The following is a 19,403-nucleotide window of genomic DNA, read 5'->3' as shown; positions in this document are numbered from 1 at the left end:
GGCAGTACATTCTGCCAGCTTCAAAAATGTCTGCATACAACCTCATCCGATTTTTGTGATTTTACAGGTCTCATACACTTTCTTTATCTCATCCTTCGTCGCCAGCTGCTCCGAAAAGGCGCTCGCGCTTCCAGCTGCCAGTCCCATGCGGAAGGCGTGTTCATAATCTCCGCTCTCCCCGTATCCGGCCAGGAAACCGGCTACCATCGAATCTCCGGCTCCGACACCATTTTTCAAGGTTCCCTTCGGTGCTTCCGCCGCATAGACGCTTCCATCCTCCGCCAGAAGAACCGCGCCCTTGCCTGCCATCGAAACCAGCACGTTGACCGCACCTTTTTCCTGCAGCTTCTTCGCATACGGAACAACTTCCTCCCGCTCCGAGAGCTTCACGCCGAAAATGTCTCCCAGTTCATGATTGTTCGGTTTGATTAAAAATGGATGGTGTCCCAGCACATTGAGCAGCAGATCCTTGGTCGCGTCCACAACAATCCGGACGTCCCTGCCATCCAGGCGCTCCATAATCTTCTGATAAATATCATCCGGCATCGACGCTGGAATACTTCCAGCCAGCACCAACGTATCATCCGCCCCCAGCCGGTCAAGCTGGGTCATCAGCGCATCCACCGCTTCCCGCGGAATCCTCGGTCCCCGACCGTTGATCTCAGTCCCGTCGATGGATTTCAGCTTCAGGTTGATGCGGGAGACTCCCTCATCCAGGGAAATAAACTCGGCTTTCACGCCCAGCTGCTCCACTTCCTTCCGAACCTCCTCGCCGACAAACCCGGCAGTAAAGCCAAACGCCGTATTGGCAATTCCAAGGTTTTGAAGGACCGTCGAAACATTGATTCCCTTTCCGCCCGGAAGCAAAAGCTCCGAATCTGTCCGGTTGGTCAGTCCGAGCTTAAAATCGCTCACTGACACAATATAATCTAACGATGGATTAAAGGTTACCGTATAAATCATAAGCCTTCATTCCTTTCTTATCTTGATTGATTCTGACTGTATTATAAAATCATTTTCATTCAAAATCAATCAAACTTATTCACAAACATGCTGCCTCTTTTTGGGTTATATTGCACAATTTTGATTTTTTATGATTGTTTTTGATTGATTGTTTCGTGTGAATTCCGGAGAAACGATTGCTGTCACTGATGGAATAGTGTTTCCAAAAACATCATTTTTACTCAGCTTCATCTCCTCTTCTAATCGTAAAATCCGCCTTTGTTGACAAGGATTTCCCCATTTGCTATAGTAAATGAAGAATTTTGTAATATCTTTGTAATATTTCCAAGATGTTTTTATATCAGAAAGGATATACGATATGAACGATTCCCCTTTGAAACCGGCTTCTTCCAGGCGCAAAAAAATGGATAAAACAATGATGGCGATCTATTTCCTGATCCTTTTTATTGTGGCCGGGGCGGCTCTGCTGGCATTTCTATGCCTCTCTAAACCTTCTGATAAGAAGAACAACGCCGGCTCTGATCCTTCCATCGCTTCTTCCAGCACCTTAAAAAACAGTCATCAGATCGGCACCGATGCTAAAAGTACGGCGAAAGCCAAAATCAAAGAAGAAAAGCCGGTCGATCCGTATGAAAATCTCGCGGTCGCCAATGTGGATGATGCGCTGAACCTGAGAGAAAAACCAGATACAGATGCCAAGGTACTCGGCACCTGCTTCCGCGGAGGCGGCGGTACCATTTTAAAACGCAAAAATGGCTGGACAAAAATCCGCTCCGGTGGGCTGGAGGGATGGCTCAAGGACGATTATCTTGTATTTGGCGATGATATCAAGCCGCTCGCCAAAGAGCTCGGTCTCTATATCGCTACCGTCAGCACACAGACACTCCATGTACGTGAGGAAGCCAGCACGGATTCTGCCATCGTCGGTCTGGCTGCCGCGGAAGACTACTATCCTGTACTGAGTCAGGAAACTGGATGGGTCAAAATCCAGCTTTCCGTTGACACCTCCGGTTACGTTTCTTCTGATTATGTCACAATCAGCGTTAAGCCAGGACGCGCAATCAGCATTGAGGCTGAGATGGCAGCGCTGGAGGCGGCACGGCAGGCTGCTGAAGAAGCTGAGCAGGCATCCAGAGCCGCCGAGGAGGCCCAGATTGCAGCCGCAAAATCGCAGGCAGAAGCAAACGCGGCTAAAGGTTCCTCCCAGACTTCGGGAAAATCTGGAAATTCTGGAAGCTCTTCGAAAAAGAGCACGGCTGCACCAGCCGCTAAATCATCCTACGTGATCTCCGCCTCCGAGAGCGACGTTTATCTGCTCTCCGCCTGCCTCACGATGGAAGCCAACGGCGGATCCTATGAAAGCTATCTGGCAGTCGGAAGTCTGATCGTCAACCGCGTCAAATCTGGCAAATGGGGCAAATCCATCTCCAGCGTCATCTACGCGGACGGACAGTTCCCAGGCGCGACCTCCGGCCTGCTTGACAAATATCTCGATAGAGGACCGTCCTCTACTGCCACCAAGGCGGCAAAGGCAGCGCTCGCCGGGGAAAATCAGATAGGCGACTACCTTTATTTTACCTCGACCAAATCAGCAAACTACGACAGCTACTCCAGCTATCAGGTGGTTGGTGGGAATTGTTTCTATAAAAAATAAAAGGCTAAAAAAGGCGGATTTAAACGCATTACATTAAACCTCATATACATTCCCATCGCCTTATGATATGATAATCATATCAGCCAAACATACAGACAGAGGACACCTACTGTCCATACCTTATTGATAGGTACTCTCGGAGTCTTTCCTGCAAATCATCTCACAACATTAAGCACAGAAAGCTTCCGGGAGTCCATTGATTGCAAATGGAGGAAATTATGAGAAAATCAATTTATACCTTGATGGTTTCCACTCTCATCGCAGCCGCCAGCATGACCGCCTGCTCCAGCCAGCCGTCTGAAACAACCACGGCTGAAACAACTGCCGCTGAATCCACACAGGAAAACGATACATCAGCAGAAAGCAGCGATGCCAGCGAAACAACTACTGCCGGAGAAAAAGAAACCGCCCAGACAACGGATGCAGATTATGCAGAAGACGAGACTCTGAGCGAAAAAGAAATCACAGAACTTTACCGTGGTTTTGCCAGATCCCTTCAAAGCATCATCGCCAATAAAAATATGAACGATTTAGCCGAGCTGCTTGTCTATCCGTCCTACATCGGCATCGATGACGGGATTGTCGTAAATAACAGAACTGAATTTATGGCTCTCGACGCAGACAAGGTATTTACCGACGCGCTGATTGAGGCAGTCAAGACAGCCGATGTTTCTTCCACCGAACTGACCAAGGCAGGTTTCATCGTAGGCGATCCATCCGGTAAACCGGCAGTTACCTTTGGTCTGGACAAAGAGGGATCTATCGGTATCACAGGTATTAACTACTAATCAGATATAAAATAGTGAAAAAGAGCGCCGCAACACTCACAAACCGGCTTTCCATTTCTGGTAAAACCGCTCCATGAGTGCCGCAGCGCTCTTTTCTACGTTACAGCCAGACAACTGCATCCATCAATCCGGCTGACTGCTTCTTCTACATTATCCTTCAATCGCAATATATTTTTTCTGCTCGACTTCCGGTTTTGCTTCTTTCTTCGGAACAAAAATCTTCAAAATACCATGCTTAAATTCCGCCTTGATATCTTCCTCTGTTATATCATCACCGACATAGAAGCTTCTCGCACTGGAACCTGCGTAACGCTCTCTGCGGATGTAACGACCGGACTTTTTCTCCTTCTCGTCCTCATCCAGTCCCTTCGCAGCCTGAATCGTCAGATTACCATCTTCCAGGGAAATCGAAATCTCTTCTTTCTTAAATCCCGGCAGATCCATCTCCAGCTCATAGCCATCTTCCATTTCCTTGATATCGGTCTTCATCAGGTTCTGTCCATGGCGTCCATACAGCTTTTTCTCTATCTTCTGTCCGGCGTTATCATCATAAAACGGAAAATCATTAAAGAAATCATCAAACAAATTTTCTCCAAAAATACTCGGCATTAACATAAGTCATCTCTCCTTTTCTAACTTCATTTCATTATGTTTATTTACCAACATTTTCGGAACCGGGACGGTCTGGGAACTTTTCTTTTCTTCCTCTTCCTTCGTTCTGGCTATGTTATAGCACTTCTTATTAGCACTGTCAAGAGGCGAGTGCTAATTTTTTTGTGAAGAATTTGTGAACGCTACGAGCCATGCACATTTACGTGAAAGAGCCATCTTTCAAGCTTGCTTGATAAAGATGGCTCTTTCATGGAAATGTATAGGGCGACAGCCCTACAGCGAGGGAAGTCTTTCCCGAGCTGTGCATGGCGTATGCCACTACTTCACAGGGATTTTTCACTTACTTTCGCACTCGATTTTCTTGATTTGACCACATTTTTACCACAAATTCTTGGAAAAATATATTCGTCTGATTTTCTTACCACATTTTACGACAACAACTTATGGTTTATACCACAGCAGGTACGGTTTCTGGCAGGTTCATTTTAGACATCTCATTCTCCACATGAGACTTATCTGAAATATGATTATAGACATTCATTGTGATCTGTGCATCTGAATGGCCCATCACATACTGCATAACTTTGGGATTGACATTGTTCTCACCCAATCTGGTACATCCCGTATGACGAAGGGTATGCGATGAAATAGGAGGCATCAACTCCGGCTCTCGCTTCTCTTCTTCTGCCAATTTGCTTTCTTTTTTATTATAGGCATTAACAATATTTTTCAGAAAGCTGTTCACTCCCGCTGGCATAATCGGACGTCCATGCTTTATATTAAAGATGAATCCACTGCGTCCACCTATCTCAACATTACTCTGTAAACCAAACATTAGGTTCAGTTCTCTCTGCTTACGGAACGCATCATATACCATCTGTGTCATAGGAATATTTCTGATTCCTGCATCCGTTTTGGTTTCTGAATCATGGAAACAATATCCGTCATCACCTTCATAATACACAAGCTGTCCACCTACATGGATCTCCCTGTTCTTCATATCCACATCTGACCAGGTTAAGCCGATGGTTTCACTCACTCTCAGGCAAGCCCCAAACATAACCTGCATCATTGGAAGATGAGGCTTATACACATTACTCTGTTCAACAAACTTCAAAAGTTTTTCCTGCTGTTCCAGTGTCAATGCTTCTTTCTCCTTTGCCGGAGCCCCATAATCTCCAAGTGTTCCTGTTACTGGATTCTTGCGGATAATCCCATCTTCCACTGTCAGTTCAAAACTGGGATTCAATAAGCCATAAAGACCTTTGATCGTACTGTGTGCCAGTCCTTCATCTGACAATGCAGAAAAGAACGTCCTTACGTGAGATGTCTTAAAATCCACAACACGTAGCAAAACTTAAATTCACTGCATTTTTCCTCTTTGGCAAAAGGAAAAGCACTGTAAAACCCATAATCCAACGGTTTTCAGTGCTTTTTTCATATTACATTATTGAATATCCCTCATTCTGCCTATATAAGTGAAACTTAGCGAAACTTAAATTAAATCTCTTTCAGACAATTCAATTTGGATATTCACCGACTGTAGATTATTTCTCAGTGCACCAGTTTCCAACTTACCGCCTGCTGCCTTGCATCCACAAATCTCTTATAAATACCTTCCTGTTTCATTAATTGCTCATGTGTTCCCTGCTGTGCAATTCTTCCTTTTTCAACAACCACAATCTGGTCTGCATGTCTGACTGTTTTTAATCTGTGGGCAATCATAATAATCGTTTTTTCCTTTGTAAGTGCATCTACTGCATCCATCAGCTCCTTTTCATTCTCCGGATCAACATTTGCCGTTGCTTCATCCAATATGACGATTGGCGCATCCTTCATAATCGCTCTGGCTATCGAAATACGCTGCTTCTCACCACCGGAAAGTGTGGCTCCTCCTTCTCCGATCACTGTGTCATATCCATTCGGAAGTTTGCTGATGAAATCATGACAACATGCTTTCTTCGCCGCTTCCACCACTTCCTCATGACTTGCATCCTGGCGTCCGAATTTAATATTATTCTCAATGGTGTCTGCAAACAAATACACCGACTGAAACACAAATGAGAAATTACTCATCAGACTGTTCATGCTGTAGTCTTTTACATTCACACCTCCAAGTGTCACTTCCCCGGAATCCACATCCCAGAACCTGGCAATCAGATTGCAAAGTGTTGATTTTCCTCCACCAGATGGTCCAACGATTGCTGTCGTCGTTTTCTGCGGAATAGAGAGCGATATATCATCAATGATCTTCCGTTTGTCATAAGAAAACGAAACATTAGAAAGTCTGATATCGTAATTTTCCGGCTGTATTTCTTTACCGTCGATATCCATGGTATCCAGCTCCAATATTGCATTTGCTTTATCTACACATACGCTTACCACATGTAAAAGAGATGAATAATTTCCTGCACATTCCAGACTGGCATAAAGCATAAATGCTGAAATTGTCATACCGATCGCATAAACCGCACTCATAGTTCCATTAATATAAAAATATGCACTGCAAGCCACGATCACAGCACCTGTAATTTTGGTTATCACACTTTGCAGAAAATGATAGGGCACAAACAGCATTTCCATCTTTGTATTGATCTTTTCACATGCTTCATTTGCATCATTTAATCTTTTCGCCTGTTTCCCAAGCAAGTTATATGATTTAACTTCTGATATTCCCTGCAGATACTCCATGATCTGGTTTACAAGCTCCATATCGCATACCACTTTTTGCTCTGAATCTTTTTTACCCGCATTCTGCATCACAGAATTGACCCCAAAGAAAATAAGTACTCCTGCTGCAGCTATCAGTCCAATTCTCCAGTCAAAAATAAACAGCATAAGAATGATCATTGATGTTTCCAGAATTCCCTGCATTGTCAGCATAACCACTCTCGCAGCCACATCGCCAAGTATTTCCATTGTATTGGTTGTAATGGAAGAAATTTCCCCGATACTATTGGAATTGAAATACCCCATCGGCAGATATCGCAGATGTTCTGCAATCTTGATTCTCATAAAAGCACTTGCATTATATCCTCCCTCTGTCTGAAGCACTGTAGAGTATCTCTTGCAGATTACGTCGACTACAATTGCAAGAACCATAATCGCAACGGAGCCTCCAATATATTTTCCTGTCGGTTTCCCACTCAGCAGACCAATCAGTATGTACATAATAGCCGGAATCTTCATTGCTGAGGCAAGAGCCTCTATGAGTCCGATCACTATCGACAGTTTAAATTTATTGCCATTTTCCCTGCCTGAAAAACGAAAGAATTTTGCCAGAATCCCAAACATATCATTCTCCCTCCTTCACCGTATCTTTTACAGAAATATGGGCATTCCACATTTCCTTATAAAGCGGGCATGACACCAGAAGTTCCTCATGTGTGCCATGTGCTGTTACATTTCCATCATTTACAACAAAGATCTGGTCACTGTCCTTAACAGTAGAAAGTCTGTGTGCTATTACGATCAGGGTCTTCCCTGCTACCAGTTTTGCGATAGAATTCTGCAGAATTGCCTCATTTTCCGGATCTGTGTAGGCAGTTGCCTCATCAAGGATCACGATCGGAGCATCCTTTAACATTGCTCTTGCAATGGAGATACGCTGCCTCTCACCACCTGACAGATGTCCTCCTGCACCTCCTACAACCGTATCAAATCCATTCTCCAACTGCATGATAAATTCATAGCATCCACTTTTCTTTGTCACCTCGATGATCTGTTCATCTGTAGCATCTGGATTTCCCTGTCTGATATTTTCACGGACTGTTTCATTAAACAGATAATTGTCCTGTGCAACATATGCAATTTTCCGATTAAAATCTGCAAATGCCAGTTCTTTGACATCAACTCCACCGATTTTGATGCTTCCGGAATCCACATCCCACAGGGACGCAATCAGCTTTGCGATGGTCGACTTGCCGCTTCCGGAAGGTCCTACGATTGCATTTACCGTTCCTGCTTTCAGCTCCATAGTTACTCCGTGCAGGATTTCTTTGTCGTGATAACCAAATCTGACATCTTCAAGAGTAACGGAGTTATCTTTTGGAACACTTTTACTTTTCTCTGGACGTTCAAGCTCCGGCTGTTCCAGAATTCCTGCCACTTCACCAACAATCACTCCGATCTTGCCAAGATCATCTGTATAGGAACCCACTGTGATCAACGGTCCAACGATTCCAAGTGATAAAATAATGCAGATGACAAAATCTGAAATCGCAAGTGTTCCATTGGCTACATAATGTGCCCCAAACGGCAATACCGTAAGAAGCGTATAAGGTGTGACCACCATCATCAGTCCATGAAAGATCGAGCACCGTTTCATCCAGGAAATAAAGGAATCTGCATAAGCCATAGCCGCCTTTGTAAATTTTGCATAAGAACTTTCTGTCTTTCCAAATGCCTTGATCACTTCGATTCCGTCAATATATTCCACTGCCGCATCATTCAGATCTTTTGTTGTCTGAACCGTTCTCTCGAAGCTTGGTTTATAATCCAGCATCATTCCAAAATAGGAAAGAAATCCCACTATAACCGGCACCAATGACCAGAGTGCCAGTCTCCAGTCTGTCAGGAAGAAATAAATCAAAATCACAATCGGTGCCAGCAGATTGGACGTGAATTCCGGGACAATATGCGCCAGTGTTGTCTCGATACTGTCGATTCTTTCCACCATAATATTTTTAAATGTACCGGAAGGTGTGTCTTTCACATAGCCAAGAGGTACCCGCGCCAGCTTGTCACAGCAGGATTTTCTTATATTTGCAAGTACTGCAAACGTTGCTTTATGTGACAATGCTGTCGAAAGTGAATGAAGCAGTTCTGCAATGATAAACGATAATGCAATCAGAACCGCTTTTGCAAGATATATTTCAAACTCCTTTTCACCATTTAAAAACAGCTTTACTACATCTGCAATAATAAAATACGGCAAAATCTTAAAAATCACATTTCCTATTGCAAGTAACACACTCCACACATAGGCAATTCTTTTTTGTCCGGCCCACGTCAGGATCCAGCTGACTGCCGACTTCTTTTTTTCTTTCACATCTTTTCACTCCTTACGTTCGTTTTATTGTTTCGTTTTATTATTTTACCTTCTGTTAGTTCGAGCTAACCAACATATAATAAAATAGGTGGTCTACTGGCATCAACCACCTGATATTATTATCCTGTCTGAACTTTATTCAGAAATCCAGAACCTGCAACACACATAACCTATTCAGAATTCCTGCATCAGTTATACTGGAAATTCAATATTCCACAATCGTTCCCAGCCACCTGTATTAAATTCTTTCAGTTGATGTACATTTTTCTTTGCAGTCTCCCTGTCTATATCATGCTCAATGATCTGAAATACTGATGAAAAAAATCCCGTATAGATCATATGCATAAGGCTTTCCTCTACAATCGGTATTTTTACACCGTTCTCTTTCATCTTTTCCATATAATTCAGGCTGGACTTCATTTCCCGCTCTACCATATTGTGTATGAATAATTCAAATTTTCCACTGTCTCCGCATTTCAACAATAATCTGAAATTATCATAATGATCATAGATATAATCAACCATCTGCTCCATCCCATCACTGGATGTATCCGACATATTCCTTGTCTGATCACTGGCAGAAAGCTTTTCAAACTCCTCAACGATCTGGTCATAAATCTGATAAATATGTTCCATATAAGGATCCGTCAGTGCATCAAAAAGTGCCTCTTTCGTCGGATAATATTTGTAAAATGCGCCAGTAGTAAGTCCTGCATCTTTTACAATATTTCTTAAAGATGCTCCTGTCAAACCATCTTTCAGAAAATGTTTTCTGGCTGTATCTAATATGTTTTTCTGTGTATCTTCTGCTTTCGTCGACATTCTTTTCGTATCCTCTAAACTTCTTTTCAAAATATAACAGCGCTATATAACACTGTTATATTTTAACTCATTACAGGAATTTGTCAAGTCTTGGTGTTTCAATTTTTTATTTTCCTCGTGTATTCAGTTTCCACTCCGCAGATGCTTTCTGCAGTTTTACAAGTCTGTTCTATTCAGACAGATTTTCTGTTCCTCAGATCGTCGTTGCTCTGCTGAAGCGATTGATTCAGCTTCTGCGTTTCGGACAATTCGGTTGTCAGACACTGAATTCCTACGGTTGATTTCCGAACTTCTTCTCGCAATCTCTGCCTGTCGGACAAGATCGTCTGTTTCTCTTCTTCCAGCATCTGTATCTGCTTTTTCTGTGTCCGCATGAACTCTTTCGCTCTCTCGAAACTCTGCATTAGAAGATCTTTTTCTACTTTGAGCTTGATCGGTGATTCCTCCGGCAGCTGCGATGGCTGTGTCAAGTTCTCTGTAATAATTTGTAAGTTCTTCGGCTGCTCTGCTTTCTCTGATTTCAATATCTCTGGATTTTTTCCTATTTCTATCAAATTCATTCTCTAGTCCCTCCTTGCTGATATCCAGATGAAATGTTTTTGACAGATTGCTGTCTCTCACCTTCTTCCCATCCTGGTTCTGAAAAGTAATGTGCTTCCGTTTCTCTGTCCAATTTACATTCCATCCAAACTGTTTCATTTTTTCCTTAAACTTTTCTTTGCTGATACAATTTTCCAGTGCTTTTAACACTGCCATTGCACAATCCGCTACTAAGCTGTCTTTCACCTGCTGATGGAACAGGTTATATTTATCTTTGCTCCATGCAATGACTTCCCCTTTTTCAATCTGGCTTCTTATTCTTGAAATGGTGATTACTCATTACCGTAAAATTCTTAGTTCTCTCTACACGAAAAATCTGTGCCATTCTATCTCACTTCCTTTCCAGACAGAAAAAGACGCAAGCCACATTTCTATGACTCACGCCTTTCTCTGCACTTCATTATTAAATTGAAAATTTCTATTCTTCTTTGTATACGTTAATTTCATTTTATTAGCACTCTCCATTTCTCATCTTTTTTTGACCACAAATTTACGACATTTACGACAAATCTGACACTGCTTTACAATACCAGACAAAATGGCTGATGCCCCGGAAAGCCTGTAAAACAGGCACTTCTAGGATACACAAGACAGAACAAAAATCGACTTCCATTATCAATAGGTGAGTGCTAATTATTTGTGAATATTTTGTGAAATTATCAATCCTTTTTCTCTCTATCGATACTGCCACACTAAAGAGGATAGGAGAATTCTTGCAAAGTGTTGTTAAAAAAGTAAATCTCTAATATTATTCTTATACTATTTCATAATCAAAACCGTCGCCAGAATACAGACGAATCCAATCAACTCTGCCGGTGTAAAAACGGAATTCAGCCAGACCGCTGACAGGCACGCCGCCGTCAGCGGTTCCAGGCAGGCAAGCACCGAAGCGCGCACCGGTCCCGTCAAAGAAACTCCCTTTAAAAAAAGAGTATACGCAACCGCACTTCCCAGTATCACAAGCACACCCAGATAAAATGCGGCATGACCGTCCAGCCCCGCCGGAACTTCCCAGATGCGGACGGCTCCCGATAAAAGCACGCCGCCGATAAACATTCCCATCCCGGTTGCAGGAATACTTCCCCACTGCTTCACCGGATTTTTTGAAAGCAGGAAATACGCAGCTGCGCCGACACCTCCCATGATTCCCCAGAAAAGTCCCTTCGCCGTCAGTTCCATGCCGTCCAGTCTTCCTCCCGTCGCGATCAGCCAGACTCCAAAGAATGCCAGACAGATACAGAAAAACGTCCGTTTCGTGGGCAATGTACGTTCTGCCGCGCATACAAAGACCGCCACGAAGATAATCGATAAATTCTGCAGCACCGTCGCCGTTCCCGAATTGGTCCATTTGATTGCATTTAAGTACGCATACTGGGACAGCACCAATCCCAGAAACGAAAACAGCACCATCTGAGCCATCGCTTTCTTATCCTGAACCAGTGCCCGCACCGGCAATTTTCCCTTCGCAGCGGCAGCAAGCAGAAGAATCGTCCCCGCCCCCAGCATTCTAAGCGCCGTCACCCACGCCGCATCGATCGGGTAGGATGAAAACAGTGCCTCCCCGCATGTTCCCGAAAATCCCCAGCTAGTCGCGCCGATCATGCAGCAGAGAGCGCCGAGGCGGGCAGACGAAGAAGGAACTTCTGTGGAATTTGATGCCTGTTTTTCTGTGGCATGATTCGACTCCTTGATGTTCATTTGATTCTTTCCATCTCTATTCCTTTTTAACATCTTTCATTTCTCCACTATTCTTTTATGAGTTTCGTTCTTTTTCATTGACTTTATCATTATATCGGTATTATCTTTATTTATATATAAAAATATCGGCTTGTTTTTTCATTATATTGAGGTTATTATGATTACAAACTATCTTTCCATAAATTCTGACCGGGAGGAAAACCTGATTCGTATTTTCCCGGATTTTCCGGTTTCGGTGTACCGAACCGACTTTTCCGATCCGTCTTATCAGCTTGTGAGCTGGCACTGGCATGAAGATTTCCAGTTCTGCCTGGTCGAGCGCGGCGAGGTCTGTTTTCAGACGCCTGGTTCCAGATTCCCGATTTCGTCCGGCTGCGGTATTTTTTTAAACCGACGGCTCGTCCACAGCGCTTTGCCATTGACGCCGGATTCCTCCTACTACTGCATCAATTTTTCCCCGGCGCTTCTGACTGCTGCCAGCGGGGCTGCTTTGTCGGATGCGATGGTTCTGCCCCTTTTGAATGAGGAAACCTTGTCTTTTTTCCAGTTTGACGCCCTCACACCCGACGGTTCTCTGCTGACGGACTCCATCTGCCGTATTTTACAGCTTTCAGAGAATCACACACCTGAAAGCTCGTTTCAGGTATATGGTATCCTGTTTTCCCTCTGGATCATCGCCTGGCGCTTTCTCCGTCAAGACGAATCCACGTTCAATAAACGCGGCGATACTTCTGCCGCCAACAGCCGCCTGAAAGAGATTTTCCACTACTTGCAGGCGCATTACTCGCAGAAAATCACCCTGCGCGAGATCTCTGACGCAGTCTGCCTCTGTCCGGAAGAATGTGAACGTTTTTTCAAACGGATGACTGGCATCACGATTTTCCAGTATCTCCTTGAATACCGGATCAAAAAAAGCCAGGAGCTTTTGAACAACTCCCGCCTATCTATCGCGGAAATTGCCCAAAGCTCCGGCTTTACAACACAAAGCTACTATTCTTCCTGTTTCAAACGCCTGACCGGATGTACACCGGGGGCGTATCGTAAGCGGAAAATTTCTCTTATAACTTTTCTTTAAGGAATTGCCTCTTCTTGAAACTTCCTTAACCGTGTTCTCATCCGATTCTTTCCATACACAGCACAAACGAGACACTTTGCATCCCTGTTTTATCAGGGATTGCAGTTCTTACATGGTTCATATCCATGTGCAATCACTTCATCGCGCGTACCGGTAAATTCCTGCCGGTTTGCCGCCTTCATCTGGGTGACAGATGTGCAGCTTGGAAGGTGAAATTTTTTCGAGTTGGTATTGAGAATGTAGGTCTGAACCGTCGCGCTGCTTCCAGAGGATCCAGCGCCGCCTCCCGACGAACCAGCTGCTCCCGATCCAGCCGATTGATTCTGGCTGCTGCCATTTCCAGCCGTTCCCTGTCCGGCTGTGCTTCCCGCACTTCCAGAACCGTCCGCCCAGCTTTCTCCTGTCGCATAATCGATCGCAATACCAGGCTGGACATTATAGACGTACACGCAGAACAGCACTCCCTCGCCCTGATCCTCGACGGATTCCGCCTCCATCAGGACGCCGGAGGCAACCAGATTATTGCCCTCAAAAACCGGTGTCACGCGGTACATGACATGGTTTCCGGTTTCTTTCACGTAATCGGCTGTCAGATTTTCAAATGGCAGCATTCCCTGTACGTTCAGATAGCGGGTTCCGGTAATCAGGTTTTTGACATTGGCATTCTCCGCCGTAAGCTGGTAGCCGATCAGATGACAGCGGTTATAGAGATACTTTCCATCCACATTGTCATACTTCGCCGTATGCCATCCCGTCGGCTTGACTTCCCCGATCGAGCCGCGCTTCTCCGTCGGCATCGTGTCCTGCGAAACCGAGGCATATGCCACGCCGCAGCGCCCCAGGCTGTCCAGATCACTGTAACTCTCAAATGATACATCCGTCAGGTCCGCATCGGTAAAATACGGCACATTTCCATTGACCGCCACATACGGCTGACCAGAATATGCCGGTACATCCGCCAGATTAAATGACGTTCCCGAAGCAGAAGATACACGGTTTCCACCATTTTCTGACGATGACACCGCCTGCGAATCTCCGTCCGCACTTTCCGCCTGATTTTCCTCCGCGCTGACACTTCCGTTTCCATTCAGACTTTCCTCTGGAATCTCCTGCGCGCACGCTGAAACAGACAGCATCGCCGCTGCAGCCAGCCCCAGAAGCCACATTTTCAATTTTCTCATATGAATTTCTGCCTTTCCGTTTAAGCCTATCCCTTTCAGAGCCATGTAGATTTGCGCGTTCTGGCGCCTGGTTTTCAGGTGCAGAACCGGCTCTTTTTTATATTTGACTTGTTTTTTATGTTTTTCTTACTCTTTTATATTGTACTTACTTTTTATGTATATTTTTTACCTGCGCACATACCGCTCTTCTGTGATTTTCTCATGCGAGGAACCCGCATATTCCTGCGTTTCTGCCAGCTTCCAGCTGCCCAGATCCATCTTAAAATACATATCTGCCGGATAATCCCGGTTCCAATGACAGAGAATCACTTCTTCGATCCGGCTCTCATACGGAACAACATCCTTGTCCTCGACAAAACAGTACTCTCCCGGCCCCGCCTTTTCCAAAAACGCTTCATCTGCCTGAATCTGCCCAGATTGCCCCAGTTGCCCGGATTGTTCCTGTTCTTTCGGCATATTTCCATTCACCTGTAAAAACTGTTTCTGGCTGTATGCATTCATCCACAGTTTTTTCCCACCTGTCAGCTCCATAATACGCTTTCTAAGCACGCGGTCCTGGCTCTGCCGTCTGTGATTGAACATCATGCCGTTATGATTATCCACACATACAATTATCTTCATCTCTCTTTTTCTCCCTTTTTCTATCTGCTGTACGTTTCATGTTCCCAAGGAATCAAAGCAAGCGTCAGCTCCTCCATCCAAGTCCGCAGATTGGGACGCCTGACTGCCAGCGTGTTGACAATCACCGATCGTACACGCACCGGCATCGTTTCTCCTTCTTTCACCAGCCTGCTCACATCGTTTATGACATAAAAATTGCCATTCTCATATCCCAGATACATCATCACATGTCCCGGAAAATATAGAAGTGTGCCCGGTTCTAATACTTTTAAAATCTGCTTTTTTTCTGAGCAGCGCCGCCCCGCCAGCTCTATTTTTCGAACTGGCATCTGCAGCTGACCGGTCGTATTGCGAGGCAGGATCCATCCAAAACAGCGGTACACTTCCCGGATATAGGAAGAACAATCCCGGCTCTCCAGCATTCCGCCCCAGCCGTAGCGGTCTCCCAGACACTTGAACGCCTGTTTAATAATCTCCTCATTTGTCAAGCTCAAATATCCCACCGATACGTCCCGGCTCATTGGAATCAATCCTTTTTGCCGGAAGAAACTGCCATCCGGAGCGCGGCATGGAAGCCAGACGATGTAATTATTCCAAGACAGTCTGTTCTGTACCCTCTGTTCTGCCTGTGCTTCTGTTGTCTCTATTAGCGCTCCTGTCCCTTTTATTCTGTTTGTTTCTATTGTTTCTTTTATCTCTGGGATTCCTTCTTCCACGCACAATTCCAACACCGTACCCATCCGAAGCCGGTATGCACTGGTTCCCGGATAGACCGCACTTGCTTCCAGCCAGACCATGTCCCCTGTCACTACTAACGGATGGATCGGAAATGCCGCCATCAGCCATTCCGCCCGGTTCCGACAGACTGCCACCGACTCTGCCGATATCCAGCCCTCGCTGCATTCATTCCGGACATACAGATAACTCTCCTCCTGCACCGAACCCAAAATCAAAAGCGGTTCCCCGACCATACAGAGACAAAGTGCTGCCTCATCCCACTCCGGATCGGATGGATCCTCCTCATCGGCTAAAAAAGTCTCCATCGGAAACTGTTTGATCAACCCCTGTGAAGTCGCGATTCCATATTTGATATGAACATTTTTATTCACGCAATTTTGAGCATCACGCACAGTCCAATTTATCCCCTGTATCCCAAATGATAAGAAATTTCCACACCATTTATCATAAACAACTCTCTCTTCTTTGGCAAAGGCTTCATTTTTCAAATCATGCATTTCCGTTCCATATGTCCGTAAAATCCGTGCATTCAAATTTTCAATTTCTTCCGGCGTCATTTTTACTGATTCTGACACATTTTCTATATCGATCCAATGCTCTGCCTGGCATTGTTCCTTCGAAACATCTGGTGCGAATGATAAAAAAGACGATCTCATACGAATCGATCCAAAACAGCCTGCTTATTTTTCGTATCTTTTATATGATGCATCTTCCTTTTTTATACACAATAAGGAATCGGCAGCACCCTCAGCTGGCGTCTCGTCGTTTTCGAAAGTGCCCCAGCTGACTGACCAGCAAATCCATCAGATCCTCGCCGTCCATGGCATATCCACTCTAACTCACATTACTTATACTCAATCACATACCAAATCCAGAACTACCTCTTGCGTCTCACATTCCCACAAAAGGCATCTGCTTCCACGATTGAGTCCCCAGATTTAGTAATTCTCCGCATGAACCTCGAAATAAGCCTGCGGATGCGCGCATACCGGACAAACTTCCGGTGCTTTCTCGCCTACTACGATATGACCGCAGTTGCGGCATTCCCATACCTTCACTTCGCTCTTCTTAAATACTTCCTGCGCTTCCACATTGTGAAGCAGGGCACGGTAGCGCTCTTCATGATGTTTTTCGATCTCCGCTACCATACGGAATTTCGCTGCCAGCTCCGGAAAGCCCTCTTCCTCAGCCGTCTTGGCAAATCCATCATACATATCTGTCCACTCATAATTCTCGCCGTCTGCAGCAGATGCCAGATTCTCTGCGGTATTTCCCAGGCCGTCTAATTCCTTAAACCACATCTTTGCGTGTTCTTTCTCATTGTCTGCGGTCTTTAAAAAAAGGGCGGAAATCTGCTCAAATCCCTCTTTTTTTGCCTTGGATGCAAAATAGGTATATTTATTTCTCGCCTGTGATTCGCCGGAAAAAGCCTCCCTCAGGTTCTTTTCCGTCTGGGTTCCTGCATATTTGTTAGCCATTGCGTTGTCCTCCTTTTAATTGCATGAAAACAGTTCATCTTTTCTTTCTATTATAGCACGCTTGAATGTTTTTAATATATTTTTCAAAAGCATTTTTTTCCAAAATCCAGACAATCATTATCATCGGCTAAGCCGGTGTTTTGTTTTTCGCCCTATAAGAGCTCTTTTCCTGTGCTGGAGCCTAAAGACTCATCGAAAGGTTCGTCAGCCACAACATCAATTACTTATTAAACGCTTCTGCTGTATTTGGCAGGCTTGTCACAAGAATCATACTTGCCACAAGCATCGCCGCTATTTTCTTTCTTCGTTTTATCATTGTCTGCCCCCGTTCTTTTTCCGGTGTTATCCTAATTATTATATGTTGTGTAAATCGTGTTTTTGGTGAAATTCATGCGTACCTTCCTTGGTCTCGTGAAAATCCGGTGTTTTTCTATCAGCACAAAAAAAGCAGCAGGATTCCTCCCGCTGCTTTAAAATCTATTTATTTTTTCGTGTGCTTATACGAATTTTCTGCATTCCCTACCGCGCAAACGCCGAAATCATTATGGCTTACAATGTTGGAGCCGATGCCACCCTGTTCTCTATCCATTCCAGTAACATGATTATAAATCAGTTTTCCGTATGGGAAACTACTCATGCGCCAACTATGGCCGATGCCGATTTCCCAATCGTTATATTTACTTAGATCCACATGATTTGGATCCGGCACATTTACGCTGCTTGCGGTATACAGGCATTCTTCGCAGTGCGTTACTTCACGGCCATCAATTTCGAGCACACCCCGCTTATTTACATAATATCCATCCGGTGTCACGGTATCTGCAAGAAGATAGCCTTCATCATTCAGCGCAATCGCTTCTACGTCCGTATTGTCGTAGCCTAAATAATACCATCCGCCATGTGTATGGCTCCAACGTGGAGCGCCAACAGCATCTATCATGTAAATGTTGGTGACGCCATTGTTCCACTCCGGTTTTGAAGTGTCAATTAATTTTCCAATCGCTTCATTCCTTATTTCTGCGTTTCTTCCACGATACAGATAATCAATGATCTCCTTTGACGATGGTCTATTGGTATTTGCTGTACCTGTAGCCTGTGCTGCCGCAGCGCCTATGGTCTGTACGACACCATTTATGGTCCACTGACCATCGGCATTTACATCATATCCATCCGGTGTCTTCCCATTTGTTACGATGTATCCGTTCGGAGCGAAATAGTAGCACTCTGAAATTCCATCCTTGTTTCCATCGATCCACTGCCAGCCATCGTGATACCAGGTTGTTCCTGTGGCATTTGTTCCGTACCACCATCCTGTTTCATTCTTCTGCCATCCGATCGGGTTATCTGCAAACACCGGAACAACCATGATGAGTGATAATGTAAGCGCAGATAACGCGATTAACTTCTTTCGTAACTTCATCGATTTCTCCTTTTTACTGCTTCTTTACATTCTCATAGCCATTCTCAGTCTCTACGACCATTACACCAGGCGCCGAAAAATAAATATATGAATTGCTACTGATGGCGGTTCTATTCGAACTTGTGCACTCAAACACGGTGTAGCCAATCTCATTCACACCTGCATAATGGTACGTATCCGTGACTCCGCCAAATCCCGGAAGCCACTCGGTATCTGTCAGCGTCTTGGTTGCCGGATCATACACGATCTTCATTGAAAACGAGTAAGTGCCAATATTGTATGCATAGGTTCCGCTATAGACATCGGTTGCCGGAGCCTGTGAATTTGCAACCGTGCCGTTTGACGTATTTGTCGTTACGGGTTCTGTGCTTACATTCTTCGTCTTTACTGCTCCTCCTTCCGTCCATGCCCCATCGCCGTTTACTACGTATCCATCCGGGGTCGTGGTATTTGAAAGCATATAGCCGCTGTTATCAAAGTAATAGCATTCTGCAATGCCATCTTTATTGCCATCGATCCACTGCCACTGTGACTTTGGGTAAGTGCCATTATCCTCCTGCCACCACCAGCCTTTTGAATTCTGCTGCCACTGGCCAGCGAGTGCAGTCGTTGCTGCGCTCATCATCATGACTACAATCATTGCAGATGTGATAAGCTTCTTTCTTATCTTCATATTCATCTCTCCTTTTTTGAGTATTTTTGT

At 44.7% G+C, this 19,403-nt stretch carries 17 protein-coding genes; 3 read left to right on the top strand and 14 right to left on the bottom strand.

What is annotated here, in order from left to right:
- Positions 1 to 42: 42 nt before the first annotated feature.
- Positions 43 to 963, bottom strand: coding sequence for a 1-phosphofructokinase (gene pfkB, locus DWZ45_RS04430; protein ID WP_107000354.1), 921 nt, complete (start codon positions 961 to 963; stop codon positions 43 to 45).
- Between the two features lie 403 nt (positions 964 to 1,366).
- Between pfkB and DWZ45_RS04425 the strand changes: the two genes are divergently transcribed.
- Both DWZ45_RS04425 and DWZ45_RS04420 read left to right on the top strand, forming a co-directional pair.
- Entirely contained in the window at positions 1,367 to 2,617 is a 1,251-nt protein-coding gene (locus tag DWZ45_RS04425) for a cell wall hydrolase (protein WP_243017089.1), read from the top strand.
- 218 nt (positions 2,618 to 2,835) lie between these two features.
- Positions 2,836 to 3,405 (top strand): hypothetical protein, encoded by a 570-nt coding sequence (locus tag DWZ45_RS04420; RefSeq protein ID WP_118293599.1) that lies wholly within the window; start codon positions 2,836 to 2,838, stop codon positions 3,403 to 3,405.
- Positions 3,406 to 3,555: 150 nt separating this feature from the next.
- Here the strand turns inward: DWZ45_RS04420 and DWZ45_RS04415 are convergent, their stop codons facing one another.
- From DWZ45_RS04415 to DWZ45_RS04380, 7 genes are all read right to left on the bottom strand, one after another.
- Positions 3,556 to 4,020, bottom strand: coding sequence for an Hsp20/alpha crystallin family protein (locus DWZ45_RS04415; RefSeq protein ID WP_118293600.1), 465 nt, complete (start codon positions 4,018 to 4,020; stop codon positions 3,556 to 3,558).
- A gap of 445 nt (positions 4,021 to 4,465) precedes the next feature.
- Complete coding sequence (locus DWZ45_RS04410; RefSeq protein WP_227589625.1) at positions 4,466 to 5,359, bottom strand: tyrosine-type recombinase/integrase; 894 nt, start codon at positions 5,357 to 5,359, stop codon at positions 4,466 to 4,468.
- 212 nt (positions 5,360 to 5,571) lie between these two features.
- Positions 5,572 to 7,311, bottom strand: coding sequence for an ABC transporter ATP-binding protein (locus DWZ45_RS04405; RefSeq protein WP_118467829.1), 1,740 nt, complete (start codon positions 7,309 to 7,311; stop codon positions 5,572 to 5,574).
- 1 nt (position 7,312) lies between these two features.
- Entirely contained in the window at positions 7,313 to 9,067 is a 1,755-nt protein-coding gene (locus DWZ45_RS04400) for an ABC transporter ATP-binding protein (RefSeq protein WP_107000357.1), read from the bottom strand.
- Between the two features lie 192 nt (positions 9,068 to 9,259).
- The gene (locus tag DWZ45_RS04395) at positions 9,260 to 9,919 is read right to left on the bottom strand and encodes a TetR/AcrR family transcriptional regulator (protein ID WP_233430187.1); all 660 of its coding nucleotides are present in this window, start codon (positions 9,917 to 9,919) and stop codon (positions 9,260 to 9,262) included.
- 126 nt (positions 9,920 to 10,045) lie between these two features.
- Complete coding sequence (locus tag DWZ45_RS04390; protein WP_182426629.1) at positions 10,046 to 10,645, bottom strand: hypothetical protein; 600 nt, start codon at positions 10,643 to 10,645, stop codon at positions 10,046 to 10,048.
- Between the two features lie 603 nt (positions 10,646 to 11,248).
- Positions 11,249 to 12,220, bottom strand: a complete 972-nt coding sequence (locus tag DWZ45_RS04380; protein ID WP_118467827.1) for an EamA family transporter — start codon at positions 12,218 to 12,220, stop codon at positions 11,249 to 11,251.
- Positions 12,221 to 12,344: 124 nt separating this feature from the next.
- Between DWZ45_RS04380 and DWZ45_RS04375 the strand changes: the two genes are divergently transcribed.
- On the top strand, positions 12,345 to 13,262 hold the full coding sequence (locus DWZ45_RS04375) for an AraC family transcriptional regulator (RefSeq protein WP_118467825.1): 918 nt from the start codon (positions 12,345 to 12,347) through the stop codon (positions 13,260 to 13,262).
- A gap of 92 nt (positions 13,263 to 13,354) precedes the next feature.
- Here DWZ45_RS04375 and DWZ45_RS04370 read toward each other — a convergent pair whose 3' ends face one another.
- The 6 genes from DWZ45_RS04370 to DWZ45_RS04345 form a co-directional block, all read right to left on the bottom strand.
- On the bottom strand, positions 13,355 to 14,443 hold the full coding sequence (locus tag DWZ45_RS04370) for a DNA/RNA non-specific endonuclease (protein ID WP_118468083.1): 1,089 nt from the start codon (positions 14,441 to 14,443) through the stop codon (positions 13,355 to 13,357).
- Positions 14,444 to 14,608: 165 nt separating this feature from the next.
- Positions 14,609 to 15,064, bottom strand: a complete 456-nt coding sequence (locus DWZ45_RS04365; RefSeq protein WP_118467823.1) for a ribonuclease Z — start codon at positions 15,062 to 15,064, stop codon at positions 14,609 to 14,611.
- Between the two features lie 20 nt (positions 15,065 to 15,084).
- Positions 15,085 to 16,173 (bottom strand): NlpC/P60 family protein, encoded by a 1,089-nt coding sequence (locus tag DWZ45_RS04360; RefSeq protein WP_182426628.1) that lies wholly within the window; start codon positions 16,171 to 16,173, stop codon positions 15,085 to 15,087.
- Positions 16,174 to 16,740: 567 nt separating this feature from the next.
- On the bottom strand, positions 16,741 to 17,280 hold the full coding sequence (gene rbr, locus DWZ45_RS04355) for a rubrerythrin (RefSeq protein ID WP_107000364.1): 540 nt from the start codon (positions 17,278 to 17,280) through the stop codon (positions 16,741 to 16,743).
- A gap of 481 nt (positions 17,281 to 17,761) precedes the next feature.
- Complete coding sequence (locus DWZ45_RS04350) at positions 17,762 to 18,700, bottom strand: hypothetical protein (protein WP_118467820.1); 939 nt, start codon at positions 18,698 to 18,700, stop codon at positions 17,762 to 17,764.
- Between the two features lie 13 nt (positions 18,701 to 18,713).
- Positions 18,714 to 19,373, bottom strand: a complete 660-nt coding sequence (locus DWZ45_RS04345) for a hypothetical protein (protein ID WP_118467818.1) — start codon at positions 19,371 to 19,373, stop codon at positions 18,714 to 18,716.
- Positions 19,374 to 19,403 lie beyond the last annotated feature (30 nt).

Origin of the sequence: Clostridium sp. AF32-7AC (genome assembly GCF_003477925.1) — a bacterium.
Classification (GTDB): domain Bacteria; phylum Bacillota; class Clostridia; order Lachnospirales; family Lachnospiraceae; genus Otoolea; species Otoolea fessa.
The sequence above is the reverse complement of the archived record's forward strand: the minus strand, read 5'-3'. Positions and strand labels throughout refer to the sequence as shown.